The following is a 12,433-nucleotide window of genomic DNA, read 5'->3' as shown; positions in this document are numbered from 1 at the left end:
TTGCTCACCCCTGCCGCCACGGCAGACCAGCATTCTTCCAGCCCGCAACCACGCGGTGGCCGTGCTCGTCGTGCGGTCCCTCAAAGCCCTCGAGCACGTTGTACGCCGGCCCGAGGCCAGCCTTGGTCGCGGCCTCCGCCGCGGCGATGGATCGCACGCCGGAGCGGCAGATGAAGTAGATCGGCGCCCCGTCGGGCAGACCTGCGTCCTGCAGCTGCTCGACGAAGTCACCGTTGAGGGCACCGTCGGGATAGCGCTGCCACTCGACGCAGACCACCCGTTTGCCGATCGGCGAAAGGTCCGGCAGCCCGACATAGCTCCACTCCGCGGTGGTTCGCACGTCGACGAGGACGGCGTCCTCCTCCGCCGCCAACGCGGCATACGCATCCTCGGGGGCGACGTCACCGGCGTAGGTGATGGACTCAGCGCTCATGGCGCCAGCCTAGAACTCACGCCACATGGCGAGACGGGCGGCCCACGTCGTGGACCGCCCCGGGGCGGGGATGTCCTCAGGTGCGGTTGGTGAACGCGACCGAGACGTTGCCGTCGGGCCAGACCTCCAGCGCGGTCAGCGACCCCGGGGCGGCAGCGAGACGCCACACCTTGTCGTGCGGGATGCCCAGGACGTGGGCGAGCACGCACATGATCGGCTTGCGGTGGCAGACCACCACCGTGGTGCCGCCCGCGGCGACCACCCGGTCGAAGGCGGCGACGACTCGCGCGGCCAGCTGGTCGTGCGACTCCCCGCCCGGACGGGCGTATGCCGGGTCCTCGCGCATGGCAGCCAGCTCACCCGGGTGGTCGCGGACCAGGTCGGGGATGCCGGCGCCGTCCCAGTCACCGAAGTCCTGCTCGTCCCAGTCCGCGTCGACCAGCGTCGTGACCCCGATCGCCTCGGCCACGGCGGCACCCGTCTCGCGCGCCCGCGCCAGCGATGACGTGACCAGGCGTGCCGGTGCGCCGCCAAGGAGGTGTGCGGTGGCCCGTCCTGCGGCTGCCGCCTGGGCCTGGCCGACGGTGTTGAGCGAGGGATCGGCTCCGCCCCGGCCGTCGAGGCGTGAGGCGACCGTGAACTCGGTGACGCCGTGGCGCACCAGCACGATCCGGGTCGGGGTGCCCTGCCAGGGCCCGGTGGCTGCCGGACTGGGTTCGGGGTCGATCAGCTCGTCGACCACCTCGTCGACCACCTCGTCGACAGGGTCGCCCCCGGTCTCGCCGCCGGCACCGCCCTCCCCCAGCATGCGGTCGATGGTCCGCCCGTCCATGCCGTCGTTGGACAGGGCGTCCGCGTCCTTGTTCTGCTCGCGTGGGATCCACGTGAACGACACCGACCCACCCGCCGCGCTGATCTGGGCGGCCAGGTCACGGGCCTCGAGCGCGAGCATGCGCATGTCCGGGTGCTTGATCTTCCAGCGTCCGGCCATCTGCTCGACGACGAGCTTGGAGTCCATCCGCGCCTCGACGTCGGCGCCCGCGTCGATCCGCAGGACCGCCTTCAAGCCGGCGATGAGGCCGGAGTACTCCGCGACGTTGTTGGACTCCTTGCCCAGTGGCGCGGCGCCCTCCCACAGCACCCGCCCTGTGACAGGGTCGCGCACGAGGGCGCCGTACCCGGCGACCCCGGGGTTGCCCCTGGAGCCACCGTCAGCCTCGATGACGAGCGCACGTCGGGTCGACGGCACGGTTCAGATGCCGGACTCGGCCGTGCGCACGAGGATGCGCCGGCACTCCTCGCAGCGCAGCAGCTCGTCCGCGGGCGCCGCCTTGATGCGGTTCATGTCCACGTTGTTGAGCTCGAGCTGGCACCCGCCGCACCGACGCTGCCGCAGCGGCGCCGCCGCGAGGCCGCCGCTCTGGACGCGGATCTTCTCGTACAGCGCGACGAGGTCGTCGCCCACGCCGGCCACGATGTCGGCGCGTGGGGCGGCCACCTTGATGGCCTCGTGCTCGAGGTCGGCCAGAGCGGCATCCCTCGCCTCGGTGGCCGCGGTGATCTGCGCGGCCAGCGTGGCGTGCTCGACGTCGAGCTGCGAGACGGCGGACTCGGCGTCCTCGGCGCGCTCCATGACCTCGATCTCGACATCCTCGAGCTCGGACTGTCGACGAACCAGGGACTCGAGCTCGTGCTGGATCGCCTGCAGGTCCTTGGCCGAGCCGGTGCCGGAGTCCAGCCGGGCTCGGTCGCGGGCCGCCCGGTCTCGGACGAGCTGCACGTCGGCTTCCGCCTTGGCGATCTCGCGCTGGATGTCGCCGAGCTCGGTCCGAGCCCGCACCAGCAGCGAGTCGAGGCCCGCGGCCTTGGTCTGGAGGTCGGCCAGCACCGCGTGCTCGGGCAGGCTCTTGCGGGCGTGCGCGATCTGGTCGAGACGGGTGTCGATCGCCTGCAGGTCGAGCAGTCGCCATTGACGGGACGGGTCGGCTTTCAGGACGTACCTCCAGGCCCAGCGGGCGATTCGGCTCCGACCACGAAGTCCCACGGGTCGGTGCGCAGTGTTGAGATGTGGGTCTCCACCTTAGGGGCCTCCGGGCCGGCCTCCGCAACCGCCGTCCGGACGCGCTCGGCAGCACGCGCGAGCCAGAGCGACTCGGTGGCCCAGTGACCTGCGTCGACGAGGTAGGGCGGACCTCCCCTGGACTCCTCGCGGGCCTCGAGGACCGGGTGGTGGCGCAGGTCGGCCGTGACGTAGACGTCGGCACCGCTGGCCCTCACGTGGTCGAACAGGTCGTCGCCGGCGCCGCCCATCACGGCGACCCGCTGGACCGTGGCATCGGCCGGGCCGGCCACCCGAAGCCCGCCCGCGGCGGGCGGCAGGGCGGCATACAGGGACCTGGTGAACTCGGCCAGCGACACCGGCGCGGTGAGCCGTCCGACCCGCCCCAGTGGCTGTCCCTCGACGACGGCGAGCGGCTCGACGTCGCTGAGGCCGCACGCCTGGGCGAGGGCGTCGTTGACGCCCGGCGAGGCGACGTCGGCGTTGGTGTGTGCGACGTACAACGCGATGTCGTGGACCACGAGCGCCGTGACACTGGCGCCCTTGGCGCCCGACGTGGCCACACTGTGTATGCCGCGCAGCAGCAGCGGGTGGTGCGTCACCAGGAGGTCCGCGCCGAGGGCGCGCGCCTCCTCGATGACGGCCAGCGTGGGGTCGACGGCGAAGTGGATCCGCCGCACCGGCTGGGTGAGGTCGCCGGCCACCAGCCCGACCTGGTCCCACGACTGCGCCGTCGACGGCGGGTAGAGGTCATCAAGCACACGGACGACGTCAGCCAGGGTGGTGTGCATGTGGGCCCGGCCGGGCTCGAACCGACGACATCCACGGTGTAAACGTGGCGCTCTACCAACTGAGCTACAGGCCCGCGTCGTCACGGCCGGCGCAGGGCGCCGCGTTCGGACTGCGGTCGACATTCTGTCAGGTTGTGGCGCCACCCCACGCCACCGCAACACAACGTCCTGTTCGGAGGGGGTCAGACGAAGAATTTACCTGCCGGAACCGAGAAATCATGCCGGTGCTTCTTCCCCAAGGGGTGTCACGCGGCCGGGAGGGCCACCTCGAAGGTCGTGCCGCTGCCCAGTTCGGACTCCACGCTGATGGAGCCGCCGTGGCGCGCGATGATCCGGGCGACGATGCTCAGGCCCAGACCGGTGCCGGGGACCTGGAGGGCGACGGGGTTGGTGCTCCGGAAGAACTCGGTGAACAGGGACTGCTGGTCCTCGGTGGAGATGCCCAGCCCGTCGTCGGTGCAGAGCAGGACGACATTGTCGCTGTCTCGCCGGGTGCTCAGCCGCACCTCTCCGTGGTCAGGGCTGAACTTCACCGCGTTGCTCACGAGGTTGTCGACCACCCGCGCCAGCTCGTCGGCGCTGCCGGTGACCACCGCGACCCCGTCGGACAGGTCGCTGGTCAGGCGGATGCCGCGCTGTTCGGCGCCCGGCAGGAACATGTCCATCGCATCGCGGGTCAGCCCGGCCAGGTCCACCTGGCTGCTGACGAGAGGGCGATCCGGGTCACTGACTTTCGACAGGGTGAGCAGGTCGTTGACCAGGGCCTGCAGCCGGTGGGTGTTGCGCTCCATGACCCCCAGCGACCAGTCGCTGTCCGTCGTCGGGTCGTCATGCAGCAGCTCCAGGTGGCCGACGATGGAGGTGAGGGGGTTCTTCAGCTCGTGCGCCACCGTGGCGAACAGGTCCGTCTTCGCGCGGTCGGACTGGCGCAACCGGTCAACCAGGCGGCGCTCCAGCTCGAGCAGCCGCGCGTTGACGATGGCCCGTCCGATGTCGCGGCCCATCTCCAGCGCCGAGGCGGCCTCCGCGTCGCTCCAGGTCGGTTCCTGGGCCGAGCGGGTGACGACGAGGTGGCCCAGGCACTCACGGCCCGCCCCGATGGGTGCGAGCATCCAGGCCCCGCCGCCGAAGGGCGCCGTGAAGGCGAGCATCGTGGCAACTTCCTCCTCGGTCAGCAGTCCCTGGGGGTGAGTCGAACCCGCACGCACCAGCGCGGCAGTCCGCCGTCGCCAGCACTGCTGGGCCACCCTCCGCACCAGGTTGAGGACCTCCGCGGGGGCGCTGTCGGAGCCGTGTCCGAAGTGGGCGACGACGCTGCCGTCGGCCGGGTCGTTCTCGCGGCCGAACGTGCGCACCCAGATCGCGGACCCCTTCAGACCCTCCAACACGGGTTCGACGACGGCTTCCACGGCGCGAGCCGGGTCCAGGACTTCCTGGGAGATCCGGGCGACGGTGTGCACCGCGGCGGCGAGGCGCGCCTGCTCGGTCAGCGCGAGTCGCTGTCGAGCTCCGTTGATGGCGATGCCTGCCTGGTTGGCGAAGACCTCGAGCAGCGCCTGCTGCACCTCGTCGGGGCGCTTGCCACTGAGCGGAAGGTCGACGGTGATCATGCCCAGCCACGTGCCGGCGACGTCGTAGAAGGGCGCGAGCAGCGTGTCGAGGGGGTCCCAGGAGTCCGGCTCCCCGATCGCGGAGACATCCCACCCCTCTGCCACCCAGCCGGGCTGCGAGGTCGTCGGCAAACGGTCCGCCGGTACGAACCGCAGGGTGCCCCACTTCTCGGCGATCTCGAACTCGGCCTCCACCAGGCCGCGGGGGGTGCGTCGGCCCATCAGCTCGCGGCGCGCACCCGGGTCACCGCCCACGGCAACGACCTCGAGGTCGCCGTCGGGCTGCACCAGACTGACGGCGGCCACACGAAAGCCCACGACGTCGGCCGCGCCCTCGACGATCAGGTCGAGCACGTCCTGAAGGCTCTCCTGGCCGCTGGCGCGGTTCATCAGCTCCGACAGGCCCCGCAACGCCTGCATCCCGGTCGTGGTCAAGACCACCGACTGCTCACCCCTGACTGACTGTCGTGACTCCCCAGCACCGACGCAGGGTAACCGCAAAGGGGGCTCGTCCAACCGCTATCGCCCGGTATGTCCGCCCTCTTCATCCGTTGGGACTAGCGCAGGGGGGCGAAACAGCCACCCGCCGCCCGGGAGGGGATGGTCAGCCGCGCAGCTCGGCCAGCGCCGAGTGGTAACCGGTGAAGTCGCGGGCCTGGCCGATCTCGTTGACCAGCGACCACCGGACCACCCCACCGGTGTCGACCAGGAACGTGCCGCGCACCGCCGCACCGGCCTGCTCGTTGAAGACGCCGTAGCTCTGCGCCACGCCGCCGTGCGGCCAGAAGTCCGACAGGAGGGGGAAGAAGTAGCCCTCCTTGTCGGCCCAGGCGCGCTGGCTGAACATGTGGTCGCAGGAGACGGCGAGCACCTGCACGTCGTCGGCGACGAAGCCGCCGAGGTCGTCACGGATCTCGCACAGCTCACCGGTGCAGATGCCGGAGAACGCGAAGGGGTAGAACACCAGGACGACGTTCTTGGCGCCGCGGAACTGCGCGAGGGAGAACTCCTGGCCGTTCTGGTCCCTGAGGGTGAAGTCCGGGGCCGCAGCCCCGACAGCCAAGGGTGAGGTCATGCCCGGCAGTCTGCCAGCGACGTCAACGCCGACCGGTCTTGGGGGCGACCAGCCTGGTGGCCGTCCAGTCGTCGCAGGCGTTGACGGTGCCCGAGGTGTGCAGACCCGCGGTGGTCGCGGCTTCCTCGATGTCGCTCGCCTCGACGTGGCCGGGACGACCCGACTTCAGCGTGAGGACGACGACCGAGCCGCCCTCTCCCAGGTTGGTCAGGGCGTCGACGACGGCATCGACGAGGTCTCCGTCGTCCTGCCGCCACCAGATGAGCGAGGCGTCGGCGACGTCCTGGTACTCCTCGTCCTCGAGCTCGGTGCCGGTGTGATCCTCGATGGCGAAGCGGAAGTCGTCATCGACGTCGGAGTCGTAGCCGAACTCCTGGATCACCTGTCCTGCGGTGAGGCCGAGTCGGCCCACCGATGCTTGCAGCGCGGAGCGCGCTGGCGTGGTCACACCCTTCTCCATCCCTCGAGGCGGTCAGTTGCGGGTAAGTCCATCGGGTTGAGCCGGGATTTTCAACCGAGTCGGCGGAAAACGCACACATTCCCACCGCGTGGACAAGGTTGGGGTCGGGCATATGGCCGATCAGCACTCCCCCACGCGACCGGTTAGGACCGGCTAGACCGGCTAGACCTGCTGGGCCCGCTGGCGGGCTCGGCCCGAGCGGACCACCTGCTCGGCAAGCAGACGGACCGCCTCCACCTCGTCGAGGTGGGCGACGACCGGTGAGACCGGGCCCACGGTCGAGAGCAGCTTGACCGTCGCCACGCCGCGACGGCGTTGCACCGGCCCCTGCTCCACCTTCAGCGACTGGATGCGCGCGTGCGGCACGAACTGGGCCGCGCGGTACCACGCGCCGCGGCGGGTGAGGAGGCCTCCGGGCACCACGGCATACCCCTGGCGTCGCCAGCTCAGGGGATCGAGTGGCATCGCTCGCCTGCTCGCGGTGACGAACCCCTCTGCCGTGCCCTCCCCTTCCAGCGCGGCGAGGGCCGCAGCCGGAGGTATGCCGGGGTGCACGAGAGCGAGGACGTGGAGGGCTTCCTGTCGGTTGCCGACCGGCATCAGCACCGTCTGGGTGACGTCGTCGCCGGTGCCCGCCCCGGCGACGTTGACCTTGATCCGCCACCAGCCGGTCAGCCGCCATGGCAGCGACTGGCTCACCTCGACCGCCTGGATGCGGTGCAGCGGCACCGTGGTGGTCCGCAGGTCGGTGAGGCCGTGCCGGATCCGGAGCCGGTCGCCCTGCTGGAGCAGCTCGAAGTTGCACTCCTGGATGAGTCGCTTGAGGTGGGACGTGCCCACCGCAAAGGTCATCGGGCCGAGCCAGGCCACCATCTCCGGCACGCCGAGCGCCACCGAGACCACGAGCGCGGGTACCGCGAGCAGGATGACCGCCCCGGGGCCGGTGTAGAGGATGGACTGCAGGATGCGGGAGTTCGGGATCGCGAGGATGCGCTGGCCGACGGGCGCCGGCGCCGGCAGGTCGGCGTAGTCCTCGTCAGACAGGTGGGCTCCGCCCCACTCGCGCGTTCCGCTCGGCGGTGCGACCGAGGGTGCGCCGACCTCGTCGCTGCGTCCCGCGAGGGCCATCAGCTGCTCTCGCACCTGTTGGGCCTGGGCGTCGGTGAGGAAGGACAGCGTGAGGTGCGAGTCCTTGCCACCCGCGGACTGGACCACGACCTCGGACAGTCCCGTCAGGCGAGCCAGTAACGGCCGCCCCAGGTCGACGGCCTGGATCCGGTCGAACCGCACCTGCCGGTGCTGGCGGTAGACCACGCCGGTCCGCAGCTCGATGAGGGTGTCGGCGACCCGGAATCGGGAGAACCGCCAGGACACCCAGGCGCCCGCGATGATCCCGAGCAGGACGACGAGGACGCCGATCGCGGCCCAGCCCAGGTGGCCTTGCGTGGGGTCGTCCCGCTGCGCGCCGAAGAACGAGTCCGCCTGCTGCGACACGACGTAGGCCAGCACGGCGACGAACGCGATACCGCCCTTGAGCAATGGTGAGAGGGGGTGCAGGTGCCGCCATCCGGTCTCGGGAGCCGGCTCCGACGCCGGGACCGGCGTCGGCTCGACAGCGCTCACAGGCCAGCCCGCTGGGACTCGCCCCGGGCCGCGAGCCGCTCCCTGAGGGCCTCGGCCTCGGCCGTGGGCAGCCCCGGGATCTGGCCGCCGCTCTGGGGCGAGGCGGTGTGCAGCTCGACGGTGGCCATGCCGAACCGCCGCCCCAGCGGACCGGACTGCACGTCGACGAACTGCAGCCGGCCGTAGGGCACGCTCACCAGGGTCCGGAACATCCGACCGCGGCGGACCACCAGCTCCTCCGCACCTTCGGCCCACGTGATCGCAGGGACCTGCCGACTGATCAGCCAGGCACCGAAGGCGAGGGCGACTGCGAGGACCACGGCTCCCACCCAGAACCACGTCCACACGAACACCGCGAGCGCCAGCAGGGCCAGCAGTGGCGGAACGAGGAACACCGACAGGACGAGCAGCCGCGCGGTGGCGAGCTTCGGCGAGACGGGCCGCCACGGCATACCGGTGTCGCCGAAGAGGCGGACCTCATCGGGGGACGGGGACTGTTCGATGGGGGCGTCGCTCACGTTCCCAACCTATCCGCCGGTGAGAGGCTCGGGTCCGCGACATACATTGCTCGCGTGGGACGGGTGACGAGACGGACGCCGGCGCTCCGGGTCGAGGTGACCTCGGACGGGGTCCGGTCGACGGCGCGACCGGACACCCTCGCCGTCGAGGAACCCCTCGAGATCCGCGTGGCCGGCACCTCGGTCACCGTCACGATGCGCACGCCGGGTGACGACTTCGACCTGGCACTGGGCAACCTGCTCACCGAAGGGGTGCTGCGCCGGGCCGACCAGGTCCTCCGCCTCATGCACTGCCTCGACGAGGACGAGTCCGGCTCCCCCACCTACAACGTGGTCGACGTGACGCTGGCACCCGGCGTCGTGCCCGACCTCGGACGCGTCGCCCGCTCGGGCTACCAGAGCAGCGCCTGCGGCGTGTGCGGCAAGACCAGCATCGACGCCATCACCGCGAGCAGCCCGTATGCCGTCGGCGACGACCCGCTGCGGCTGTCACCCGTCGTCGTGGCTGGCCTCCCCGAAACGCTGCGGACCCGGCAGAAGGTCTTCGACAGGACGGGCGGGCTGCACGCGGCGGGGATCTTCACCGCCGATGGCGAACCCCTCGTCGTGCGTGAGGACGTCGGGCGCCACAACGCCGTCGACAAGGTGGTCGGCTGGGCCGGTCGTGAGGGGCTGCTGCCCTTGACCGGGCACGTCCTCGTCGTGAGCGGGCGGGCGAGCTTCGAGCTGGTCCAGAAGGCCGTGATGGCCGGGCTGCCCGCCCTGGTAGCGGTGTCCGCACCCTCGTCGCTGGCCGCAGAGCTGGCCACGGAGTCCGGGCTGACGCTCGTGGGTTTCGCCCGCCCGCCGCGCCTGACGGTCTATGCGGGCGGCCACCGCCTCGGTCTGTGAGCCGAGGCAGTTCGTCCACGCTTCGCATACTGGCCAGTAGCCACCTCCGGTTGTGACCTGCGCCTCTTTGGGGTGGAAGATGGACGAGGAGGTCGCAGGCAACCCCGCGACCCCTCGTCAACTCTGGCGCGAGAAAGGACTCACGACCGTGGCCGCACGCGAGGAAGCCGGACCCATTCTCAACGGCATCCCCAGCCAGCTCCCGGACATCGACCCCGAGGAGACCAAGGAGTGGCTCGACTCCCTCGACGGGGTCATCGAGGAGGGCGGTCGGCAGCGGGCTCGCTACGTCATGCTCAAGCTGCTCGAGCGCGCTCGTGAGATGCAGGTCGGGGTCCCGTCGCTGACGGCGACCGACTACATCAACACCATCTCGCCCGAGCAGGAGCCGTGGTTCCCCGGCGACGAGGAGGTGGAGCGTCGTTACCGCGCCTACCTGCGCTGGAACGCCGCGGTCATGGTGCACCGCGCGCAGCGTCCCGGCATCGGGGTCGGCGGGCACATCTCCACGTACGCCTCTGCCGCGACCCTCTACGAGGTCGGCTTCAACCACTTCTGGCGCGGGCCCGACCACCCCGGCGGTGGCGACCAGGTCTTCTTCCAGGGGCACGCCTCCCCCGGCATGTACGCCCGCGCCTTCCTCGAGGGCCGGCTCACCGAGGACCAGCTCGACGGGTTCCGCCAGGAGAAGAGCCACATCGTCGGCGGTCAGCCGGTGGCGCTGCCGTCCTACCCCCACCCGCGGTTGATGCCTGACTTCTGGCAGTTCCCGACGGTGTCGATGGGCATCGGCCCGATGAACGCCATCTACCAGGCGCAGTTCAACAAGTACCTCCACAACCGCGGCGTCAAGGACACCAGCCAGCAGCACGTGTGGGCGTTCCTGGGCGACGGCGAGATGGACGAGCCCGAGTCGCGCGGCCTGCTGCAGCTGGCAGCCGGCGAGGAGCTCGACAACCTCACCTTCGTCGTCAACTGCAACCTGCAGCGCCTCGACGGCCCCGTCCGTGGCAACGGAAAGATCGTCCAGGAGCTCGAGGCGTTCTTCCGTGGCGCCGGCTGGAACGTCATCAAGGTGGTCTGGGGTCGCGGCTGGGACCCGCTGCTGGCCCAGGACCGCGACGGCGCCCTCGTGCACCTCATGAACACGACGAGCGACGGCGACTACCAGACCTTCCGCGCCAACGACGGCAAGTACGTCCGGGACTTCTTCTTCGCCCGCGACCCCCGCACCCGCGAGATGGTCAAGGACTGGTCGGACGAGGACATCTGGTGGCGGCTCAAGCGCGGTGGCCACGACTACCGCAAGGTCTTCGCGGCCTACCAGGCGGCGATGAACCACACCGGACAGCCGACCGTGATCCTGGCCAAGACGATCAAGGGCTACGGCCTCGGCAGCCACTTCGCCGGCCGCAACGCGACGCACCAGATGAAGAAGCTCACCCTCGACGACCTCAAGGGCCTGCGCGACAGCCTCAAGCTGCCGATCTCCGACGAGGTGCTGGAGAAGGACCCCTACTCCCCTCCCTACTTCCACCCCGGCCCCGACGACCCGAGCATCAAGTACCTGCTCGAGCGCCGCGAGAAGCTCGGAGGCCCGCTGCCCGTGCGTCGCGTGCAGCACGAGCCGCTCAAGCTGCCCGACCACTCGGCCTACGACGTCGTCAAGAAGGGCACCGGCAAGCAGCAGATCGCCACGACGATGGCGTTCGTCCGACTGCTCAAGGAGCTGATGCGCGACAAGGAGTTCGGCAAGCGCGTGGTGCCGATCATCCCGGACGAGGCACGCACCTTCGGCATGGACTCGTTCTTCCCGACGATCAAGATCTACAACCCGCACGGCCAGAAGTACACCTCGGTCGACGCGGAGCTGATGCTCGCCTACAAGGAGGCCAAGGACGGCCAGATCCTGCACCTCGGCATCAACGAGGCGGGCTCGATGGCAGCGTTCACCGCGGCCGGCACGTCCTACGCCACGCACGGCGAGCCGATGGTCCCGATCTACGTCTTCTACTCGATGTTCGGCTTCCAGCGCACAGCTGACTCGATCTGGGCGGCCGCCGACCAGATGGCTCGCGGGTTCCTGATCGGCGCCACCGCCGGCCGCACCACCCTCACCGGTGAGGGCCTGCAGCACGCCGACGGCCACAGCCCGATCCTGGCTGCGACCAACCCGGCCGTGGTGTCCTACGACCCGGCGTTCGGGTTCGAGATCGGGCACATCATGGAGGACGGGCTGCGCCGGATGTACGGCGACGACCCGGAGAACGTCATCTACTACATCACCGTCTACAACGAGCCGATGAGCCAGCCGCAGGAGCCCGAGAACGTCGACCACGAGGGGATCCTGCGGGGCATGCACCTGTTCGCTCCCGGCATCCCCGACGGGCTGCCCGACGACGCGCCGCGTGTGCAGCTCCTGGCCTCGGGTGTCGGTGTTCCGTGGGCCCTCGAGGCGCAGGACCTGCTGCGCAACGACTGGGGCGTCGTCGCCGACGTGTGGTCCGTGACGTCATGGAGCGAGCTGCGCCGGGACGGGATGGCCTGCGACGAGCAGCGCTTCCTGCACCCCGAGGGCGAGGCCCGGACCCCCTACGTCACCGAGCGGCTGCGTGACACGCGCGGTCCGGTCGTCGCCGTCTCCGACTACATGCGCCAGGTGCAGGACCAGATCCAGCAGTGGGTGCCCGGAGACTTCGCCTCGCTCGGCGCCGACGGGTTCGGGTTCTCCGACACCCGGCCGGCGGCACGTCGGTACTTCCACATCGACGGCCCGTCCGTCGCCGTGCGGGCGTTGCAGATGCTCGTCCAGGGCGGCGAGGTCGACGGTGGGGTGGCCCGTGAGGCTGCGGCCCGCTACCGCCTGCTCGACGTCACCGCCGGCACGTCCGGCAACGCAGGTGGCGACAGCTGACCCTGGCCCCGCCATGCCCATGAGATGAAACCTGTTGCACGACAAGGTATGCCGCCCGC

At 70.5% G+C, this 12,433-nt stretch carries 11 protein-coding genes and 1 tRNA gene; 2 read left to right on the top strand and 10 right to left on the bottom strand.

All coding sequences use genetic code 11. The annotated features are described in order from the left end of the window. Positions 1 to 4: 4 nt before the first annotated feature. The 10 genes from AC1DWP_RS01150 to AC1DWP_RS01105 form a co-directional block, all read right to left on the bottom strand. Positions 5 to 433, bottom strand: a complete 429-nt coding sequence (locus AC1DWP_RS01150) for a rhodanese-like domain-containing protein (RefSeq protein WP_477612619.1) — start codon at positions 431 to 433, stop codon at positions 5 to 7. Between the two features lie 76 nt (positions 434 to 509). After that, the gene (locus AC1DWP_RS01145; protein WP_477612618.1) at positions 510 to 1,682 is read right to left on the bottom strand and encodes a bifunctional RNase H/acid phosphatase; all 1,173 of its coding nucleotides are present in this window, start codon (positions 1,680 to 1,682) and stop codon (positions 510 to 512) included. A 3-nt stretch (positions 1,683 to 1,685) separates the two neighbouring features. Next, positions 1,686 to 2,477 carry a zinc ribbon domain-containing protein gene (locus tag AC1DWP_RS01140; RefSeq protein WP_477612617.1) on the bottom strand — a complete coding sequence of 264 codons (792 nt, stop codon included), beginning with the start codon at positions 2,475 to 2,477 and terminating at the stop codon, positions 1,686 to 1,688. Beyond that, the gene (locus AC1DWP_RS01135; RefSeq protein WP_477612616.1) at positions 2,423 to 3,283 is read right to left on the bottom strand and encodes a Nif3-like dinuclear metal center hexameric protein; all 861 of its coding nucleotides are present in this window, start codon (positions 3,281 to 3,283) and stop codon (positions 2,423 to 2,425) included. The genes AC1DWP_RS01140 and AC1DWP_RS01135 overlap by 55 nt, the downstream gene beginning before the upstream one ends. A gap of 1 nt (position 3,284) precedes the next feature. Next, a tRNA-Val gene (locus AC1DWP_RS01130) sits at positions 3,285 to 3,357 on the bottom strand. A gap of 171 nt (positions 3,358 to 3,528) precedes the next feature. Then, the gene (locus AC1DWP_RS01125; protein WP_477612615.1) at positions 3,529 to 5,328 is read right to left on the bottom strand and encodes an ATP-binding protein; all 1,800 of its coding nucleotides are present in this window, start codon (positions 5,326 to 5,328) and stop codon (positions 3,529 to 3,531) included. Between the two features lie 169 nt (positions 5,329 to 5,497). Continuing rightward, entirely contained in the window at positions 5,498 to 5,968 is a 471-nt protein-coding gene (locus AC1DWP_RS01120) for a peroxiredoxin (protein ID WP_477612614.1), read from the bottom strand. 22 nt (positions 5,969 to 5,990) lie between these two features. Further along, entirely contained in the window at positions 5,991 to 6,416 is a 426-nt protein-coding gene (locus AC1DWP_RS01115) for a DUF3052 domain-containing protein (RefSeq protein WP_477612613.1), read from the bottom strand. A 174-nt stretch (positions 6,417 to 6,590) separates the two neighbouring features. Then, positions 6,591 to 8,051, bottom strand: a complete 1,461-nt coding sequence (locus AC1DWP_RS01110) for a PH domain-containing protein (protein ID WP_477612612.1) — start codon at positions 8,049 to 8,051, stop codon at positions 6,591 to 6,593. Beyond that, entirely contained in the window at positions 8,048 to 8,569 is a 522-nt protein-coding gene (locus AC1DWP_RS01105; RefSeq protein WP_477612611.1) for a PH domain-containing protein, read from the bottom strand. Before AC1DWP_RS01105 ends, AC1DWP_RS01110 begins: the two co-directional genes overlap by 4 nt. A gap of 63 nt (positions 8,570 to 8,632) precedes the next feature. On the opposite strand from AC1DWP_RS01105, the gene fdhD reads away from it, so the two are divergent. Both fdhD and aceE read left to right on the top strand, forming a co-directional pair. Next, entirely contained in the window at positions 8,633 to 9,460 is an 828-nt protein-coding gene (gene fdhD, locus AC1DWP_RS01100) for a formate dehydrogenase accessory sulfurtransferase FdhD (RefSeq protein WP_477612610.1), read from the top strand. 148 nt (positions 9,461 to 9,608) lie between these two features. Then, entirely contained in the window at positions 9,609 to 12,374 is a 2,766-nt protein-coding gene (aceE, locus tag AC1DWP_RS01095) for a pyruvate dehydrogenase (acetyl-transferring), homodimeric type (protein WP_477612609.1), read from the top strand. The last annotated feature ends 59 nt before the right edge of the window (positions 12,375 to 12,433 follow it).

The sequence above is a fragment of the Pedococcus sp. P2_F6 genome, assembly GCF_056403675.1.
Note: the sequence above shows the minus strand (reverse complement) of the source record. Positions and strands in the feature narration are given on the sequence as shown.

Excerpts from the sequence above, each read along its gene's own strand:
- AC1DWP_RS01150 (WP_477612619.1), bottom strand. The coding sequence starts at position 433 with ATGAGCGCTGAGTCCATCACCTACGCCGGTGACGTCGCCCCCGAGGAT.
- AC1DWP_RS01135 (WP_477612616.1), bottom strand. The coding sequence starts at position 3,283 with ATGCACACCACCCTGGCTGACGTCGTCCGTGTGCTTGATGACCTCTAC.
- AC1DWP_RS01120 (WP_477612614.1), bottom strand. The coding sequence starts at position 5,968 with ATGACCTCACCCTTGGCTGTCGGGGCTGCGGCCCCGGACTTCACCCTC.